The organism is Aeromonas sp. WP2-W18-CRE-05 (assembly GCF_014168615.1).
Lineage (GTDB): Bacteria > Pseudomonadota > Gammaproteobacteria > Enterobacterales > Aeromonadaceae > Aeromonas > Aeromonas caviae.
The window spans coordinates 4,527,501-4,545,683 of record NZ_AP021917.1 but is presented as its reverse complement, the minus strand read 5'-3'; the positions used below and the strand labels follow the sequence as shown (position 1 = coordinate 4,545,683).

The 18,183-nt window shown below is 56.3% G+C and carries 16 protein-coding genes (1 of these 16 cut by a window edge); all 16 read left to right on the top strand.

The features are described 5' to 3' along the window. Window positions 1-86: 86 nt before the first annotated feature. Window positions 87-515 carry a 50S ribosomal protein L11 gene (gene rplK / locus H7R73_RS21285; protein ID WP_005306313.1) on the top strand — a complete coding sequence of 143 codons (429 nt, stop codon included), beginning with the start codon at window positions 87-89 and terminating at the stop codon, window positions 513-515. Between the two features lie 4 nt (window positions 516-519). Beyond that, window positions 520-1,221, top strand: coding sequence for a 50S ribosomal protein L1 (gene rplA / locus H7R73_RS21280; protein ID WP_010675958.1), 702 nt, complete (start codon window positions 520-522; stop codon window positions 1,219-1,221). Window positions 1,222-1,477: 256 nt separating this feature from the next. Further along, window positions 1,478-1,978, top strand: a complete 501-nt coding sequence (gene rplJ, locus H7R73_RS21275; protein ID WP_005339895.1) for a 50S ribosomal protein L10 — start codon at window positions 1,478-1,480, stop codon at window positions 1,976-1,978. A gap of 51 nt (window positions 1,979-2,029) precedes the next feature. Then, window positions 2,030-2,395, top strand: coding sequence for a 50S ribosomal protein L7/L12 (rplL, locus tag H7R73_RS21270; RefSeq protein WP_010675957.1), 366 nt, complete (start codon window positions 2,030-2,032; stop codon window positions 2,393-2,395). 223 nt (window positions 2,396-2,618) lie between these two features. Then, complete coding sequence (gene rpoB, locus H7R73_RS21265) at window positions 2,619-6,647, top strand: DNA-directed RNA polymerase subunit beta (RefSeq protein ID WP_103260913.1); 4,029 nt, start codon at window positions 2,619-2,621, stop codon at window positions 6,645-6,647. A 91-nt stretch (window positions 6,648-6,738) separates the two neighbouring features. Continuing rightward, window positions 6,739-11,043 carry a DNA-directed RNA polymerase subunit beta' gene (gene rpoC / locus H7R73_RS21260; RefSeq protein WP_010675955.1) on the top strand — a complete coding sequence of 1,435 codons (4,305 nt, stop codon included), beginning with the start codon at window positions 6,739-6,741 and terminating at the stop codon, window positions 11,041-11,043. 197 nt (window positions 11,044-11,240) lie between these two features. Beyond that, entirely contained in the window at window positions 11,241-11,957 is a 717-nt protein-coding gene (locus H7R73_RS21255) for a helix-turn-helix transcriptional regulator (RefSeq protein WP_010675954.1), read from the top strand. 26 nt (window positions 11,958-11,983) lie between these two features. Next, on the top strand, window positions 11,984-12,364 hold the full coding sequence (locus H7R73_RS21250) for a RidA family protein (RefSeq protein WP_010675953.1): 381 nt from the start codon (window positions 11,984-11,986) through the stop codon (window positions 12,362-12,364). Between the two features lie 86 nt (window positions 12,365-12,450). Continuing rightward, complete coding sequence (gene tusD, locus H7R73_RS21245; RefSeq protein WP_103260912.1) at window positions 12,451-12,843, top strand: sulfurtransferase complex subunit TusD; 393 nt, start codon at window positions 12,451-12,453, stop codon at window positions 12,841-12,843. A gap of 9 nt (window positions 12,844-12,852) precedes the next feature. Next, the gene (tusC, locus tag H7R73_RS21240; RefSeq protein WP_029314860.1) at window positions 12,853-13,209 is read left to right on the top strand and encodes a sulfurtransferase complex subunit TusC; all 357 of its coding nucleotides are present in this window, start codon (window positions 12,853-12,855) and stop codon (window positions 13,207-13,209) included. A 7-nt stretch (window positions 13,210-13,216) separates the two neighbouring features. Then, a complete protein-coding gene (gene tusB, locus H7R73_RS21235) occupies window positions 13,217-13,495 on the top strand; it encodes a sulfurtransferase complex subunit TusB (RefSeq protein ID WP_029314859.1) in 279 nt (92 codons plus the stop codon). Window positions 13,496-13,676: 181 nt separating this feature from the next. After that, complete coding sequence (rpsL, locus tag H7R73_RS21230; RefSeq protein WP_005306278.1) at window positions 13,677-14,051, top strand: 30S ribosomal protein S12; 375 nt, start codon at window positions 13,677-13,679, stop codon at window positions 14,049-14,051. A gap of 93 nt (window positions 14,052-14,144) precedes the next feature. After that, window positions 14,145-14,615 (top strand): 30S ribosomal protein S7, encoded by a 471-nt coding sequence (gene rpsG / locus H7R73_RS21225; RefSeq protein ID WP_010675949.1) that lies wholly within the window; start codon window positions 14,145-14,147, stop codon window positions 14,613-14,615. 75 nt (window positions 14,616-14,690) lie between these two features. After that, window positions 14,691-16,796: an elongation factor G gene (gene fusA / locus H7R73_RS21220; RefSeq protein ID WP_010675948.1), complete on the top strand. Its 2,106-nt coding sequence runs from the start codon at window positions 14,691-14,693 to the stop codon at window positions 16,794-16,796. 54 nt (window positions 16,797-16,850) lie between these two features. Then, window positions 16,851-18,035: an elongation factor Tu gene (gene tuf, locus H7R73_RS21215; protein WP_005306325.1), complete on the top strand. Its 1,185-nt coding sequence runs from the start codon at window positions 16,851-16,853 to the stop codon at window positions 18,033-18,035. A gap of 113 nt (window positions 18,036-18,148) precedes the next feature. Beyond that, window positions 18,149-18,183, top strand: the start of a protein-coding gene (gene gmhB, locus H7R73_RS21210) for a D-glycero-beta-D-manno-heptose 1,7-bisphosphate 7-phosphatase (RefSeq protein WP_010675946.1). The gene runs 508 nt beyond the window's last position; 35 of the gene's 543 nt are visible here — the first part of the coding sequence; its start codon is at window positions 18,149-18,151; the stop codon falls past the right edge of the window.

The window sequence follows — 18,183 nt, the reverse complement described above, 5'->3', positions numbered from 1 at the left end:
AATTCGCTGCCCCTTTATTTGTTGGGGAGCCGTTTGCAGGAGCATGTCTCCGAGGCGTTAGAACCCATTTTTGAGGTATTTTTGTAATGGCTAAGAAAGTCACAGCTTATATCAAGCTGCAAGTTAAGGCTGGCAGTGCTAACCCCAGCCCTCCCGTTGGTCCTGCTCTGGGTCAGCACGGTGTGAACATCATGGAATTCTGTAAGGCATTCAACGCCCGTACAGAAAAGCTGGAAAAAGGTTCTCCGACTCCGGTCGTGATCACCGTTTACAGCGACCGTTCCTTCACCTTCGAAACCAAGACTCCGCCCGCTTCCTTCCTGCTGAAGAAAGCCGCTGGTATCCAGTCTGGTTCCGCCAAGCCGAACAAAGACAAGGTTGGTAAGGTGACTGTGGCTCAGCTGCAAGAAATCGCCAAGACCAAAGAGCCGGATATGACTGGTGCCGATCTGGATGCAAAAGTACGTTGCATCGCCGGTTCCGCTCGTTCCATGGGCCTGGTAGTGGAGGAGTAAGACAATGGCTAAACTGTCCAAGCGTATGCGCGTTATTCGCGAAAAAGTTGACGGTACCAAAGAGTACTCCATCAACGAAGCCATTGCCCTGCTGAAAGAACTGGCTACTGCCAAGTTCGTTGAAAGCGTTGACGTTGCCGTTAACCTGGGTATCGATGCTCGTAAATCCGACCAGAACGTACGTGGTGCAACTGTACTGCCGCACGGTACCGGTCGTGACATCCGTGTCGCCGTGTTCACCCAGGGTGCCAACGCCGAAGCCGCCAAGGCTGCCGGTGCTGAACTGGTTGGTATGGATGACCTGGCTGAGCTGGTCAAGAAAGGCGAGATGAACTTCGACGTCGTCATCGCATCCCCGGATGCCATGCGTGTTGTTGGTCAACTGGGTCAAATCCTGGGCCCGCGCGGTCTGATGCCGAACCCGAAAGTGGGTACCGTCACTCCGAACGTAGCCGAAGCCGTCAAGAACGCCAAGGCTGGTCAGGTTCGTTACCGTAACGATAAGAACGGTATCATTCATACCACTCTGGGCAAGGTCTCTTTCAACGAAGTTCAGCTGAAAGAAAACCTGGAAGCTCTGCTGGTTGCCTTGAAGAAGGCCAAGCCGTCCTCCGCCAAGGGTGTATTCATCAAGAAAGTCAGCATCTCCACCACCATGGGTGCCGGTGTTGCCGTAGACCAAGCTTCCCTGGAAGCTCAGGCCTAATTGATGGGTTTTACAAGGCGCAAAATTTAATCTATAATTTTGCGCCTTGATTGGTTGGGGGTTTCGACCTCCGTCCAAGACCGCAGGAGGCCGCAAAGCCTTAATTTTTCCTGCGTAGACGGTGCCGGAAACCCAGCGAGAAAGATTCTTTCTCTTCTGGAATCCTGCTACCGCATCGTTCCCCTCTGTTGTAAAGGTAGGGGGGATGTGTCAGTACTGGGTCAACAGACCCGGATTCAATCCAGGAGTTAAGCCAATGGCATTGGGACTCGAAGACAAAAAGGCAATTGTTGCTGAAGTCAACGAAGCTGCCAAAGGCGCTCTTTCTGCAGTTGTAGCCGATTCTCGCGGCGTCACTGTAGACAAGATGACCGTCCTGCGTAAGACCGCTCGTGAAGCTGGTGTGTACATGCGCGTTGTGCGTAACACCCTGCTGCGTCGCGCGGTAGAAGGTACCGAATACGAGTGCCTGAACGACGCATTTACCGGTCCTACCTTGATTGCTTTCTCTAACGAACACCCGGGCGCTGCCGCTCGTCTGTTCAAAGAGTTTGCCAAAGCGAACCAAAAGTTCGAAATCAAGGCTGGCGCTTTTAACGGTGAGTTTATCGCCGCAGCACAAATTGATCGTCTGGCCACGCTGCCGACTTACGAAGAAGCAATTGCGAAGTTGATGGCTACCATGAAGGAAGCCTCTGCTGGCAAGCTGGTTCGTACTATCGCTGCTGTTCGCGACCAGAAACAAGCTGCTGCTTGATTCTCGCCTATCTAGGCTGTTTGAGTTTATTCAACATCAGGAATTTTTGTCATGTCTATCACTAAAGACCAAATCATCGAAGCCGTTGCTTCCATGTCCGTAATGGAAGTTGTTGAGCTGATCGAAGCTATGGAAGAGAAGTTCGGTGTTTCTGCCGCTGCTGCCGTCATGGCCGGCCCGGCTGCTGCTGAAGCAGTAGAAGAGAAGACCGAGTTCGACGTAGTTCTGACTGCTGCTGGCGCCAACAAAGTTGCCGTCATCAAGGCCGTTCGTGGCGCTACCGGTCTGGGCCTGAAAGAAGCCAAGGACCTGGTAGAAGCTGCTCCGACCAATCTGAAAGAAGCCGTGTCCAAGGACGAAGCTGAAGCTCTGAAGAAAGAGCTGGAAGCTGCCGGTGCTTCTGTTGAGATCAAATAATCTGCATTTATGTAGATTAGCCTGATAAAACAGGCTAAGGCTGGTGAATCTTTATTCACCAGCCTTTTTGCGCTGTAGACTGAGAGTATTTCACACCGTTCACGACTCTCGGTGCACCAGCAATCCGGACCGCCTCATCGTCCGGGCCAACACAAAACGGTGTTGAGACAGAGCTGTCCCGTGGGGACAGAGTGGGTCACTTATCAGCGAGCTGAGGAACCCTATGGTTTACTCTTATACCGAAAAAAAACGCATACGTAAGGACTTCGGTAAGCGAGACCAGGTACTGGACACGCCTTATCTGTTGTCCATTCAGCTGGACTCCTTCAAGCAGTTCATCGAGGCTGACCCGGAAGGTGAGTACGGCCTAGAAGCCGCCTTCCGTAGCGTTTTCCCGATCACCAGTTACTCCGGTAGTGCTGAGCTTCAGTATGTCAGCTATCGCCTGGGTGAGCCGGTATTTGACGTAAAAGAATGCCAGATCCGTGGAGTGACCTACTCCGCGCCGCTGCGTGTCAAGCTTCGTATGGTTCTGTACGACCGTGAAGCAGCTGCCGGCACCGTCAAAGACATCAAGGAACAAGAAGTTTACATGGGCGAAATTCCGCTCATGACCGAAAACGGCACCTTTGTCATCAATGGTACCGAGCGGGTCATCGTCTCCCAGCTGCACCGCAGCCCGGGGGTCTTCTTCGACCACGATAAAGGCAAAACACATTCATCCGGTAAGGTGCTTTATAACGCTCGCGTTATCCCCTACCGTGGCTCCTGGCTGGACTTCGAGTTCGATGCGAAAGACAACCTGTTTGTCCGTATCGACCGTCGTCGCAAACTGCCAGCCTCCATTATTCTGCGCGCCCTGGACTTCAGTTCCGAAGAAATCCTGGCCACCTTCTTCGAGACCATCGGTTTCGAAGTCAAGGATGGCAAGTTGATGATGGATCTGGTGCCCGAGCGCCTGCGTGGCGAGACCGCGACCTTCGACATCATTGCCAATGGCGCCGTGGTGGTTGAAACCGGTCGTCGTGTCACTGCACGTCACATCCGTCAGCTGGAAAAAGACGGCATCACCCAGATCGAGGTGCCGGTAGAGTATGTTGTTGGCAAAGTTGCTGCCAAGAATTACCCGCACCCGCAGACTGGTGAGATGGTTGTCACTGCCAACCAGGCGCTGAGCCTGGAAGCGGTTGCCAACCTGTCCCAAGCCGGCTTCAAGCATTTCGAGGTTCTGTTCACCAACGAACTGGATCACGGTGCCTACATGTCCGAGACCCTGCGTATCGACTCCAGCTCCAGCCGCCTGGAAGCCCTGGTCGAGATCTATCGCATGATGCGTCCGGGCGAGCCGCCCACTCGCGAAGCGGCCGAGCAGCTGTTCGAGAACCTGTTCTTCTCTTCCGAGCGTTACGACCTTTCTACCGTAGGTCGGATGAAGTTCAACCGCCGTTTGGGTCGTGAAGACGAGACTGGCGTTGGCGTGCTGACCAAGGACGATATCGTCGAGGTCATGAAGCGCCTGATCGACATCCGTAACGGTAACGACGAAGTGGACGATATCGACCACCTTGGTAACCGTCGTATCCGTTCCGTCGGTGAAATGGCCGAGAACCAGTTCCGTGTCGGTCTGGTCCGTGTCGAGCGTGCGGTGAAGGAGCGCCTGTCTCTGGGCGATCTGGACACCCTGATGCCGCAGGATCTGATCAACGCCAAGCCGATCTCCGCCGCGGTCAAAGAGTTCTTCGGTTCCAGCCAGCTGTCCCAGTTCATGGACCAGAACAACCCGCTGTCCGAAGTGACCCACAAGCGCCGTATCTCCGCGCTGGGCCCGGGTGGTCTGACCCGTGAGCGTGCCGGCTTCGAAGTTCGAGACGTACACCCGACCCACTACGGTCGTCTGTGCCCCATCGAAACGCCGGAAGGTCCGAACATCGGTCTGATCAACTCGCTGTCCGTGTATTCCCGCACCAACGAGTACGGTTTCCTCGAGACCCCGTACCGCAAGGTGATCGACGGTGTGATCACCGACGAAGTGGATTACCTGTCTGCGATTGAAGAAGGCAAGTACGTGATCGCACAGGCCAACGCCGCGACCACCGAAGATGGCCGTCTGAAAGATGAATTGATCCCGTGCCGTCACAAAGGTGAATCCACCTTTATGAACGCCGACCAGATCCAGTACATGGACGTGAGCCCGCAACAGATCGTCTCTGTGGCAGCGGCCCTGATCCCGTTCCTGGAACACGATGACGCGAACCGCGCATTGATGGGTTCAAACATGCAACGTCAGGCTGTACCGACCCTGCGCGCTGACAAGCCGCTGGTAGGTACCGGTATGGAACGCGCAGTGGCCGTTGACTCCGGTGTGACCGTAGTGGCCAAGCGTGGCGGTATGATCGACTATGTCGATGCCTCCCGTATCGTTATCAAGGTCAACGAAGATGAGCTGCTGCCTGGCGAAGCTGGCATCGACATCTACAGTCTGACCAAATACACCCGTTCCAACCAGAACACCTGTATCAACCAGCGTCCGTGCGTGATGTTGGGTGAGCCGGTCATGGCTGGCGACGTACTGGCTGACGGCCCGTCCACCGATCTCGGTGAACTGGCGCTGGGTCAGAACCTGCGCGTCGCGTTCATGCCGTGGAACGGTTACAACTTCGAAGACTCGATCCTGGTGAACGAGCGTGTTGTTCAGGAAGATCGCCTGACCACCATTCACATCCAGGAACTGGCCTGTATCTCCCGTGACACCAAGTTGGGTCCGGAAGAGATCACTGCTGACATCCCGAACGTGGGTGAAGCCGCTCTGTCCAAGCTGGACGAGTCCGGCATCGTCTACGTGGGTGCCGAAGTGAAGGGCGGCGACATTCTGGTCGGCAAGGTGACTCCGAAAGGTGAAACCCAGCTGACTCCGGAAGAGAAGCTGCTGCGCGCCATCTTCGGTGAGAAGGCGTCCGACGTGAAGGACTCTTCCCTGCGAGTGCCGAACGGTGTGTACGGTACCGTGGTTGACGTGCAGGTCTTTACCCGCGATGGCGTGGAAAAAGACAAGCGCGCCAAAGAAATCGAAGAGATGCAGTTGAAGGAAGCGAAGAAGGACTTGACCGAAGAGTTCAAGATCCTGGAAGACGGCATTTTCGGCCGTTCCCGCAACCTGCTGCTGGCCGCCGGTTACAGCGAAGATCGTCTGAACAAGCTCGATCGTTCCAAGTGGTTTGAGCTGGCCATCGAAGATGAAGCCAAGCAAATCGAGCTGGAGCAGATCGCTGAACAGCACGTTGAGCTGAAGGCCGAGTTCGACAAGAAATTCGAGAACAAGCGTCGCAAGATCATCCAGGGCGATGACCTGGCGCCGGGCGTACTGAAGATCGTCAAGGTCTATCTGGCCGTCAAGCGTCGCATCCAGCCGGGTGACAAGATGGCGGGCCGTCACGGTAACAAGGGTGTTATCTCCAAGATCTGTCCGGTCGAGGATATGCCCCATGACGAGTACGGCCGTCCGGTCGACATCGTACTGAACCCGCTGGGTGTACCGTCTCGTATGAACATCGGTCAGATCCTCGAAGTGCACCTGGGCCTCGCGGCCAAGGGCATCGGCGAGAAGATCGACCGCATGATCAAAGAACAGCGCGAGCTGCACGAGATGCGCGAGTTCCTGCAACAGGTCTATGACCTGGGCGAGAAGGACTCCCAGCAAGTGAACATTGCTGAACTGTCTGACGACGACGTGCGTACCCTGGTGGGTAACCTGCGTAAGGGTCTGCCGGTGGCTACACCTGTCTTTGATGGTGCCAAAGAGCGCGAAATCAAAGCCTTGCTGAAGCTGGCCGATCTGCCGGAATCCGGTCAGATCTCCCTGTTCGACGGTCGTACCGGTAACGCCTTCGAGCGCAAGGTCACCGTGGGTTACATGTACATGCTGAAGCTGAACCACCTGGTAGACGACAAGATGCACGCGCGTTCTACCGGTTCCTACAGCCTGGTTACCCAGCAGCCGCTGGGTGGTAAGGCGCAGTTCGGTGGTCAGCGGTTCGGTGAGATGGAAGTGTGGGCCCTGGAGGCTTACGGTGCGGCATATACCCTGCAGGAAATGCTGACCGTCAAGTCTGACGATGTGAACGGCCGTACCAAGATGTACAAGAACATCGTGGATGGCGACCACCGTATGGAGCCGGGCATGCCCGAATCCTTCAACGTATTGCTGAAGGAAATCCGCTCTCTGGGTATCAACATCGAGCTGGACGAAGAGTAAGAGCTCGCTCTTATTGTTCGAGAATTGACGTGGGCGCCCCGCTGTTTCGGCAGCCGGGGCGCCGAGGTTAGACTCCTGACAGGGGAAACACGTGAAAGACTTACTCAAGTTTTTGAAGGCTCAGACCAAGACCGAAGAGTTTGACAGTATCAAGATCGGTCTGGCCTCTCCTGACATGATCCGCTCCTGGTCATTCGGTGAGGTCAAAAAGCCTGAGACCATCAACTACCGGACTTTCAAGCCGGAGCGTGATGGTCTGTTCTGCGCCCGTATCTTCGGACCGGTGAAGGACTACGAGTGTCTGTGCGGCAAGTACAAGCGCCTGAAACACCGTGGTGTGATCTGCGAGAAGTGCGGTGTAGAAGTGACCCAGACCAAGGTCCGTCGTGAGCGCATGGGCCACATCGAGCTGGCCAGCCCGACTGCCCACATCTGGTTCCTGAAGTCCCTGCCGTCCCGTATCGGTCTGCTGCTGGACATGACCCTGCGTGACATCGAGCGCGTGCTGTATTTCGAATCCTATGTAGTGATCGAACCCGGCATGACCAACCTCGAGCGCAGCCAGATGCTCTCCGAAGAGAACTATCTGGACGCACTGGAAGAGTGGGGCGACGAATTCGACGCCAAGATGGGTGCCGAGGCCATTCTGGCTCTGCTGCGCGCCATCGATCTGGAAGGCGAAGTCAAAGCCATGCGTGAGGAGCTGGATCAGACCAACTCCGAGACCAAGCGCAAGAAGACCACCAAGCGTCTGAAGCTGATGGAAGCCTTCCTGCAATCCGGCAACAAGCCGGAGTGGATGATCATGACAGTGCTGCCCGTGCTGCCGCCGGACCTGCGTCCGCTGGTACCGCTGGACGGCGGTCGTTTCGCGACCTCCGATCTGAACGATCTGTACCGTCGCGTGATCAACCGTAACAACCGCTTGAAGCGTCTGCTGGATCTGGCTGCGCCTGACATCATCGTGCGCAACGAAAAGCGCATGCTGCAAGAGTCCGTGGATGCCCTGCTGGACAACGGCCGTCGTGGTCGTGCCATCACCGGTTCCAACAAGCGCCCGCTGAAATCCCTGGCCGACATGATCAAGGGTAAGCAAGGTCGTTTCCGTCAGAACCTGCTGGGTAAGCGTGTCGACTACTCCGGTCGTTCCGTTATCACCGTAGGTCCGACCCTGCGTCTGCATCAGTGCGGTCTGCCGAAGAAGATGGCACTTGAGCTGTTCAAGCCCTTCATCTACGGCAAGCTGGAATCCCGCGGTCTGGCGACCACCATCAAGGCCGCCAAGAAGATGGTGGAGCGCGAAGAAGCCGTCGTTTGGGACATCCTGGACGAAGTGATCCGCGAACACCCGGTTCTGTTGAACCGTGCACCGACCCTGCACCGTCTGGGTATCCAGGCGTTTGAACCGACCCTGATCGAAGGCAAGGCCATCCAGCTGCACCCGCTCGTCTGTGCCGCCTATAACGCGGACTTCGACGGTGACCAGATGGCGGTCCACGTACCGCTGACCCTGGAAGCCCAGCTGGAAGCGCGCGCCCTGATGATGTCCACCAACAACATCCTGTCGCCTGCCTCCGGTGAGCCGATCATCGTTCCTTCCCAGGACGTGGTCTTGGGTCTGTACTACATGACCCGTGCCCGTATCAACGCCAAGGGCGAAGGTATGGTGCTGTCCGGCCCGAAAGAGGCCGAGAAGGTCTACCGTGCCGGTCTGGCCGACCTGCATGCTCGCGTCAAGTGCCGCATCACCGAGTACGTGAAGAACGAAGCCGGTGAACTGGTTGCCAAGACCGAGATGAAGAACACCACCGTTGGTCGTGCGATCCTGAGCCTGATCCTGCCCAAAGGCATGGAATACGCCCTGATCGACGAGCCCAAGGTACTGACTGCTGCAGAACAGGCTGACCTGGACGCCAACCCGCAGAACTGGATCAAGTGCGTCTCCAACAAGGCGCTGGGCAAAAAGCTCATCTCCCGTCTGCTGAACACCTGCTATCGCAAGCAGGGCCTGAAGGATACCGTCATCTTCGCTGACCAGCTGATGTATACCGGTTTCCACTACGCGGCCCTGTCTGGTGCCTCTGTTGGTATCGATGACATGGTCATCCCGGATGCCAAGAAAGACATCATCGCTGCTGCAGAAGCCGAAGTCGCCGAGATCCAGGACCAGTTCCTGTCCGGTCTGGTGACCGCGGGCGAACGTTACAACAAGGTTATCGATATCTGGGCCAGCGCGAACGATCGCGTCTCCAAGGCCATGATGGACAACCTTTCCAAGGAGCGTAACGTCAACTCCCTGGGCGATGAGGAAGAGCAAGCCTCCTTCAACAGCATCTTCATGATGGCCGACTCTGGTGCGCGGGGCTCCGCCGCCCAGATCCGTCAGCTGGCCGGTATGCGTGGCCTGATGGCGAAGCCGGATGGCTCCATCATCGAAACGCCGATCGTGGCGAACTTCCGTGAAGGCCTGAACGTACTGCAGTACTTCATCTCCACTCACGGTGCTCGTAAAGGTCTGGCGGATACCGCACTGAAGACAGCGAACTCCGGTTACCTGACCCGTCGTCTGGTTGACGTGGCCCAGGACATGGTGATCACCGAGGACGATTGCGGCACTACCGACGGTCTGTGGATGACTCCGCTGATCGAGGGTGGCGACGTGGTCGAGCCGCTGCGTGAGCGCGTGCTGGGTCGTGTGGTGGCCGAAGACGTGATCAAGCCGGGTACCGAGGATGAAGTGCTGGTAGCGCGCAACACCCTGCTCGACGAGCAGCTGTGTGACCTGCTGGAGCGCAACTCCGTCGACCGCGTGAAGGTACGTTCTGCCATCACCTGTGAGACCGACTTCGGTAACTGTGCTCACTGCTACGGCCGTGATCTGGCCCGTGGTCACCTGGTTAACAAGGGTGAGGCTGTCGGTGTTATCGCCGCTCAGTCCATCGGTGAACCGGGTACCCAGCTGACGATGCGTACCTTCCACATCGGTGGTGCCGCATCCCGAGCGGCTGCCGAGAGCAGCATCCAGGTGAAGAACACCGGTAGCATCAAGTTGCAGAACGCCAAGTTCGTTCTGAACAACTCTGACAAGCTGGTTATCACCTCCCGTTCTACCGAGCTGACCATCATGGACGAGATGGGCCGTACCAAGGAAAGCCACAAGCTGCCTTACGGTTCCGTGCTGGAAGTGAAGGATGGCGAAGCGGTGAACGCCGGTGATACCGTCGCGAACTGGGACCCGCACACCCACCCGATCATCACCGAAGTGGCGGGTCGTCTGCACTTCGAACACATGATCGACGGTGTGACCATCACTCGTCAGACTGACGAGCTGACCGGCCTATCTTCCATCGTCGTACTGGATGTCAACGAGCGTCCGAGCGCCGGTAAAGAGATGCGTCCGACCGTGAAACTGGTCGACCTGAACGGCAAGGATGTGATGATCCCGGGCACCGACGTTCCCGCCCAGTACTTCCTGCCGGGCAAGGCGATCGTGAACCTGGAAGATGGTGCCAACGTGGGCGTGGGTGACGCGGTTGCGCGTATCCCGCAAGAGTCCAGCGGTACCAAGGACATCACCGGTGGTCTGCCGCGCGTTGCGGATCTGTTCGAAGCACGTCAGCCGAAAGAGCCGGCCATCCTGGCCGAGATCTCCGGTACCATCTCCTTCGGGAAAGAGACCAAGGGCAAACGCCGTCTGGTCATCACCCCGACCGATGGTGGCGAGATCTACGAAGAGATGATTCCGAAATGGCGTCACCTCAACGTGTTCGAAGGTGAAAAAGTTGAGAAGGGTGAAGTGCTGGCGGACGGTCCCGAGTCTGCTCATGACATCCTGCGCCTGCGCGGTATCAGCCCGGTCGCCAACTACATCGCCAACGAAGTGCAGGACGTTTACCGTCTGCAAGGCGTTAAGATCAACGACAAGCACATCGAAGTCATCGTGCGTCAGATGCTTCGCAAGTGCGAGATCCTGAGCGCTGGCGACACCGACCTGATCGAAGGTGAACAGGTTGAAGTGGCCCGTGTGAAGATTGCCAACCGTAAACTGGTTGCCGAAGGGAAGACCCCGGCTACCTACCGTCATATCCTGATGGGTATTACCAAGGCATCTCTGAGCACCGAGTCCTTCATCTCCGCAGCTTCCTTCCAGGAGACCACCCGCGTGCTGACCGAAGCAGCCGTTGGTGGCAAGCGTGATGAACTGCGCGGCCTGAAAGAGAACGTGATCGTGGGTCGTCTGATCCCGGCGGGTACCGGCTTTGCCTACCACCACAGCCGCATCAACCAGCGTGCCGCCGCAGCCCGTGCTGTCGGTGTGCCGCAGGTGACTGCCGATGAAGCTCAGCAAAACCTGGCGGATCTGCTCAACGCAGCCGGCAGTTTTGACGAAGAGTAATCTTCCGCAGCAGTGATGAGAAAGGGCCCCTTCTAGGGGCCCTTTTTTTATTTCCCATCCGGCGCCCAGCGTGCACTGGGCTGGGGCAGGGGGATGATCCAGTGCAAGGTTATAGAGCAAAAAATCAAAAAAAGTTGACATTGCCCCGTCGCAACTGAAAACTCGGGAAAGTTGAATGGGTATTACAGGGGTAGAACATGGCTGTCGGTATCGAGGAAGTACTGCTTCCCGAAGAGCAACTGAGCGGTCGCGCTTTTACAGACGAAGACAGGGAGCTGTTGCGTTCATATGGGGGCCTTATCGAAGGCTTGGCCGATCTGTTCGGCAAGCACTGCGAGGTGGTGCTCCACTCCCTGGAAAATCTGCATGAGTCCGTGATCCAAATCGCGAATGGTTTCAATACGGGTCGAACTCTGGGGGCGCCGATCACCGATCTCGCCCTGCGGATGCTCAAGGACATCGAGAGCACGGGTCAGGATCACACCCAGAGTTATTTTGCCCGCAGTCGGACCGGTGCCTTGATGAAGTCGAGCACCATCGCCATCCGTAACCGCGACAAGCAGGTGATCGGCCTTATCTGCATCAATTTGCACATCAATGCGCCTTTCCACGAGTTCGTGGCCGAATTCTTCCCGACACCACAGCAGGTGGAGCGGCAATCACCGGAGACCTTCGCCAACAGCGTCGAAGAGCTGGTTGCCCAGACGGTGGACAACACCATCGACGAGATCAATCGTGATCCCTCCGTGGCCAACAATGCCAAGAACCGTTTTATCGTGACCCAGTTGTTCGAGAAGGGCATATTTGATATCAAGGATTCGATCAACCTGGTCGCCGACAAGCTGAATATTTCCAAACATACCGTGTATCTCTACATCCGACAGCGCAAGCAGGGTGAAGAAGAGAGCGAGTAAGCGCCATAGATAGGGGATAGATAACAATGGCTAAAGAAGTGATTGCAACCGACAAGGCGCCTGCCGCAATTGGCCCTTATGTCCAGGCTACCAAGCTGGGTGAGCTGGTCTTTACCTCCGGGCAGATCCCGCTCGATCCGGCCACCATGGACATCGTTGCCGGTGGCATCGAGGCTCAGGCAGAGCAGGTGATGAAGAATCTGGTTGCCGTCTTGAAAGCCGCAGGGGCCGATACCAGCAAGGTGCTGAAGACCACCTGCTTCCTGAGTGACATGAACAACTTCGTGGCCTTCAACCAGGTGTATGCCCGCTACTTTGGCGAGTCCGCCCCGGCACGTTCCTGTGTGGAGGTCGCTCGTCTGCCCAAGGATGTGCTGGTCGAAGTCGAAGCCATCGCCTACGTCTGAGCCTGTTTCATTGGAAAAGCCCCTCCCAGGAGGGGCTTTTGCGTCTGTGAGGTAGAATGGATGCACCGCTGTGCAGGAGTGCGATCATGAGTCTGAATTTTGCTCTGCTGGTCACCGGGCCCGCCTATGGCACCCAGACGGCCAGCACGGCCTATCGTTTTGCCCTGAGTCTGGTCGAGCAGGGACACCGCTTGTCCCACCTCTTCTTCTATCAGGAGGGGGTGTGCAATGCCAATGGCCTCCATGCGCCAGCCAGCGATGAGACCGACCTGGTGGCGTTGTGGCGCGAGTTGGCCATCCAGCAGGGTATCCGCATCGATGTGTGTGTGGCTGCGGCCATGCGCCGTGGCGTGCTGGATGAGCAGGAGGCCAAGGAAATGGGACGGGAGCATTTCAATCTGGAAGCGCCATTCTGCCTGAGCGGGCTCGGTCAGTTGGCGGAAGCCGCACTGATCGCTGATCGCTTCGTTCAGTTCTAGGGGGACAAAATGACCAGAATAGCGTTTATCTCACGGCGTGGTCCCCATGGTTCGGCGAGTGGTCGGGAGGGGCTGGATGCTCTGCTGGCCACCTCTGCATTGACGGAGTCCTTGGCACTCTTTCTGGTGGGGGATGGCGTGATGCAACTGGTGAGGGAGCAATCACCACACGCCATATTGCAGCGTCACTACGCCCCGACCTTCAAGATGCTGGAACTGTATGACATCGAAGAGATCTATGTCTGTGCGGTGTCACTGGCTGAGCGAGGACTGACGGCGGCGGATCTGCTAATCCCAGTGATTCCGCTCTCTCCTGCGGAAATTCGCCGTAGCTGGGCGGGTTTCACCACCCACATCTGCTTCTGAGGTGCCCGTGATACAGCTGATATTGAACTCTCCCTTCATGAGCCAGGATCTCGAGTTGGCGTTGCGTTACCGCATGGAAGGGGATCTGGTGGTGTTGATGCAGGATGCCGTGATGGCGGCGGCTGCCCCCGGGTGGTGCGAGCGCTTGGCAGACGTCCCCCTGTACGTCATGAAGGAAGACCTGCAAGCGAGAGGCTTGTCATCCGGGATCGGGATGGAACTCGATATGCCGGGTTTGATCAGGTTGATCGTCGAGCACGGATCACCGCAGACCTGGGGCGGTTAGGCTTGTTTTTCCTTTTTATCTCAGTTGCTTAACATAATGTCATTCGACTGTCATTTGCCATTTCGGTGTGCAAATTGTATAAATCTTGACTCCCCAGACAACAGGGCATAAAATTTCGCGTCCCCGTATCTGCGGGGAGGATTTTTCACACGTTTATGAAGTCATTATCAGGAGCCTTTTGATGGCAACTATTAACCAGTTGGTTCGCAAGCCACGCATCAAGCTCGTTGTGAAAAGCAACGTGCCGGCGCTGGAAGCGTGCCCTCAGAAGCGTGGCGTATGCACCCGTGTATACACCACCACCCCGAAGAAGCCTAACTCTGCACTGCGTAAAGTATGCCGTGTACGTCTGACCAACGGCTTCGAAGTCACCTCCTACATCGGTGGTGAAGGTCACAACCTGCAAGAGCACTCTGTTGTTCTGATCCGTGGCGGTCGTGTAAAAGACTTGCCAGGTGTTCGTTATCACACCGTTCGTGGTGCGTTGGACTGTGCCGGTGTTAAAGACCGTAAGCAGGCTCGCTCCAAGTACGGCGTGAAGCGTCCGAAAGCTTAATGGTTCTCCGTTAAGTAAGGCCAAACGTTAATTCGTTTCTAGTTAGATAACTTTCTAGTTTTGGGTAACCCCTGAAGTTACGGAGAATTTGAAATGCCAAGACGTCGTGTTGTTGGTCAGCGTAAAATCCTGCCGGATCCCAAGTTCGGATCTGAGCTGCTGGCTAAATTTGTCAACGTAGTAATGGTTGACGGTAAGAAATCTGTTGCAGAAGCCATCGTTTATGGCGCCCTGGACATCATTGCCACCAAATCTGGCAAAGAGCACCTGGCCCTGTTCGAAGTCGCTCTGGACAACATTCGTCCGGCGGTCGAGGTTAAATCTCGTCGCGTCGGTGGTGCAACCTATCAGGTGCCGGTAGAAGTTCGTCCGGTACGTCGCAATGCTCTGGCAATGCGCTGGTTGGTTGATGCCGCTCGTAAACGTGGTGAAAAATCAATGGCTCAGCGTTTGGCTGGCGAGCTGCTGGATGCCGCTGACAATAAGGGTTCGTCTGTCAAGAAACGTGAAGACGTTCACCGTATGGCTGAAGCGAACAAGGCCTTCGCTCACTTCCGCTGGTAATCCGCTTGCGCAGGGTCTTATGACTCTGCGCACCTTTAATTATCTGGGGACAAGCGCCCTAGTAAGAGGATGACAATGGCTCGTACAACCCCCATTGAGCGTTATCGTAATATCGGTATCTCCGCTCACATCGACGCCGGTAAGACTACTACTACCGAGCGCGTTCTGTTTTACACCGGTGTAAGTCACAAGATCGGTGAAGTTCACGATGGCGCCGCCACCATGGACTGGATGGAACAGGAACAAGAGCGTGGTATCACCATCACCTCCGCCGCGACCACCGCTTTCTGGTCCGGTATGGGTAAACAGTTCCAACCGCACCGTATCAACATCATCGATACCCCGGGCCACGTTGACTTTACTATCGAAGTAGAGCGTTCCATGCGTGTTCTGGATGGCGCCGTGATGGTGTACTGTGCCGTAGGTGGCGTACAGCCCCAGTCTGAAACCGTATGGCGTCAGGCTAACAAGTACAAGGTTCCCCGTATCGCGTTCGTCAACAAGATGGACCGTACCGGTGCCAACTTCCTGCGCTGCGTTGAGCACATCAAGACCCGTCTGAAAGGTAACCCGGTTCCTCTGCAACTGAACATCGGTTCCGAAGAGAACTTCAAGGGCGTTATCGATCTGGTCAAGATGAAAGCCATCAACTGGAGCGAAGCTGACCAGGGCGTATCCTTCGACTACGAAGACGTCCCGGCCGAGCTGCTGGAACAGGCGCAAGAAATGCGCATGAACCTGGTTGAAGCCGCTGCTGAAGCGTCTGAAGACCTGATGGAAAAATACCTGGGTGGTGAAGAACTGACTGAAGAAGAGATCAAGAAAGCTCTGCGTCAGCGTGTTCTGAACAACGAAATCATCCTGGTTACCTGTGGCTCCGCGTTCAAGAACAAGGGCGTACAGGCCATGCTGGATGCCGTGGTCGAGTACCTGCCGGCTCCGACCGACGTTGCTGCTATCGACGGTCTGAAGCTGGATGGCGAGACCAAGGACGAGCGTCACGCTTCCGATGACGAGCCGTTCTCTGCTCTGGCATTCAAGATTGCTACCGACCCGTTCGTGGGCAACCTGACCTTCTTCCGTGTTTACTCCGGTGTGGTCAACTCCGGTGACTCCGTGCTGAACTCCGTTAAAGAGAAGCGCGAGCGTTTCGGCCGTATCGTTCAGATGCATGCCAACAAGCGTGAAGAGATCAAAGAAGTTCGCGCAGGCGACATCGCTGCTGCCATCGGCCTGAAGGACGTCACCACCGGTGATACCCTGTGTGACGAAAGCGCACCGATCATCCTGGAGCGTATGGAATTCCCGGAGCCGGTAATCTCCATCGCCGTTGAGCCGAAATCCAAGGCTGACCAGGAGAAGATGGGTCTGGCTCTGGGCCGTCTGGCTCAGGAAGATCCGTCCTTCCGCGTATGGACCGACGAAGAATCTGGTCAAACCATCATCGCCGGTATGGGTGAGCTGCACCTGGACATCATCGTTGACCGTATGCGTCGCGAGTTCAAGGTAGAAGCCAACGTAGGTAAGCCGCAGGTTGCCTACCGTGAAACCATCCGCAACACCGTCAAGGACATCGAAGGCAAGCATGCCAAGCAGTCCGGTGGTCGTGGTCAGTACGGTCACGTCGTTATCGACATGTACCCGCTGGAAGAAGGCAAAGCCTACGAATTCGTCAACGACATCAAGGGTGGCGTGATTCCGGGCGAATTCATCCCGGGTGTTGACAAGGGTATCCGCGAGCAGCTGAAGTCCGGCCCGCTGGCAGGCTATCCGGTAATGGATCTGGGTGTGCGTCTGCACTTCGGTTCCTACCACGATGTCGACTCTTCCGAACTGGCGTTCAAGATCGCTGCTTCTCTGGCGTTCAAGGCTGGCTTCATGAAGGCCAACCCGGTACTGCTCGAGCCGATCATGAAGGTCGAAGTCGAGACTCCGGAAGACTACATGGGCGACGTGATCGGTGACCTGAACCGTCGTCGCGGCCTGATCGAAGGCATGGAAGATGGCCCGTCCGGCAAGATCGTACGTGCGCTGGTGCCGCTGGCCGAAATGTTCGGTTACGCCACCTCCCTGCGTTCTGCTACCCAGGGTCGTGCTTCCTACGCCATGGAATTCGCCAAGTATCACGATGCCCCGACCAACGTCGCCCAGGCCGTGATCGAAGAGCGCAAATCCAAGTAATTTAAGATTCCCCGCCTACGACGGTAGGCGGGTTTAACCTAGAAGGACTACGTCGTGTCTAAAGAAAAATTTGAGCGTAATAAACCGCACGTAAACGTCGGCACCATCGGCCACGTTGACCACGGTAAAACCACCCTGACCGCCGCCATCACCAACGTGCTGGCCAAGCACTTCGGTGGTAAAGCTTTCGCCTTCGACCAGATCGACAAGGCACCGGAAGAGCGTGAGCGTGGTATCACCATCAACACCTCCCACGTAGAATACGACACTGCTACCCGCCACTACGCTCACGTAGATTGCCCGGGTCACGCCGACTACGTTAAAAACATGATCACCGGTGCTGCCCAGATGGACGGCGCAATCCTGGTAGTAGCAGCGACTGACGGCCCGATGCCGCAGACTCGTGAGCACATCCTGCTGGGTCGTCAGGTAGGCGTTCCGTACATCATCGTGTTCATGAACAAGTGCGACATGGTAGATGACGAAGAGCTGCTGGAACTGGTCGAGATGGAAGTTCGCGAACTGCTGTCCGAGTACGACTTCCCGGGTGATGACCTGCCGGTAGTCCGTGGTTCCGCACTGAAAGCGCTGGAAGGCGAAGCTCAGTGGGAAGAGAAGATCCTGGAACTGGCTGGCCACCTGGACACCTACATTCCGGAGCCGGAGCGTGCCATCGACCAGCCGTTCCTGATGCCTATCGAAGACGTCTTCTCCATCGCAGGCCGTGGTACCGTAGTTACCGGTCGTGTAGAGCGCGGTATCGTCAAGGTTGGTGAAGAAGTGGAAATCGTTGGTATCAAAGATACCACCAAGACCACCTGTACCGGCGTTGAAATGTTCCGCAAACTGCTGGACGAAGGTCGTGCAGGTGAGAACGTTGGCGCGCTGCTGCGTGGCGTGAAGCGTGAAGACGTAGAGCGTGGTCAGGTACTGGCCAAGCCGGGCACCATCAAGCCGCACACCAAGTTCGAATCCGAAGTGTACGTGCTGTCCAAGGAAGAAGGTGGTCGTCACACCCCGTTCTTCAAGGGCTACCGTCCGCAGTTCTACTTCCGTACTACCGACGTGACCGGTACCATCGAACTGCCGGAAGGCGTAGAGATGGTAATGCCGGGCGACAACATCAAGATGGTTGTTACCCTGATTGCCCCGATCGCGATGGACGACGGCCTGCGTTTCGCCATCCGTGAAGGTGGCCGTACCGTAGGTGCTGGTGTTGTAGCTAAAGTTATCGCTTAATCGATACTTTATATGCACACATGAAAGGGGTGGCTTCGGCCACCCCTTTTACTTTTGGGGCTTTAATTGGCCTGTGAGATACTTTTGCGAAATCATCTATAGAGGTAGCTGCTGTGAGTAAACCCGCCATTTTTCTGGATCGCGATGG

What these genes read in the sequence shown, in the direction of transcription:
- fusA (WP_010675948.1), top strand. Translation starts at nt 14,691, where the DNA reads ATGGCTCGTACAACCCCCATTGAGCGTTATCGTAATATCGGTATCTCC.
- rpoB (WP_103260913.1), top strand. Translation starts at nt 2,619, where the DNA reads ATGGTTTACTCTTATACCGAAAAAAAACGCATACGTAAGGACTTCGGT.
- tusD (WP_103260912.1), top strand. Translation starts at nt 12,451, where the DNA reads ATGAGTCTGAATTTTGCTCTGCTGGTCACCGGGCCCGCCTATGGCACC.
- rpsL (WP_005306278.1), top strand. Translation starts at nt 13,677, where the DNA reads ATGGCAACTATTAACCAGTTGGTTCGCAAGCCACGCATCAAGCTCGTT.
- rplJ (WP_005339895.1), top strand. Translation starts at nt 1,478, where the DNA reads ATGGCATTGGGACTCGAAGACAAAAAGGCAATTGTTGCTGAAGTCAAC.
- H7R73_RS21255 (WP_010675954.1), top strand. Translation starts at nt 11,241, where the DNA reads ATGGCTGTCGGTATCGAGGAAGTACTGCTTCCCGAAGAGCAACTGAGC.
- rplK (WP_005306313.1), top strand. Translation starts at nt 87, where the DNA reads ATGGCTAAGAAAGTCACAGCTTATATCAAGCTGCAAGTTAAGGCTGGC.
- rpsG (WP_010675949.1), top strand. Translation starts at nt 14,145, where the DNA reads ATGCCAAGACGTCGTGTTGTTGGTCAGCGTAAAATCCTGCCGGATCCC.
- tusC (WP_029314860.1), top strand. Translation starts at nt 12,853, where the DNA reads ATGACCAGAATAGCGTTTATCTCACGGCGTGGTCCCCATGGTTCGGCG.
- H7R73_RS21250 (WP_010675953.1), top strand. Translation starts at nt 11,984, where the DNA reads ATGGCTAAAGAAGTGATTGCAACCGACAAGGCGCCTGCCGCAATTGGC.
- rplL (WP_010675957.1), top strand. Translation starts at nt 2,030, where the DNA reads ATGTCTATCACTAAAGACCAAATCATCGAAGCCGTTGCTTCCATGTCC.
- rplA (WP_010675958.1), top strand. Translation starts at nt 520, where the DNA reads ATGGCTAAACTGTCCAAGCGTATGCGCGTTATTCGCGAAAAAGTTGAC.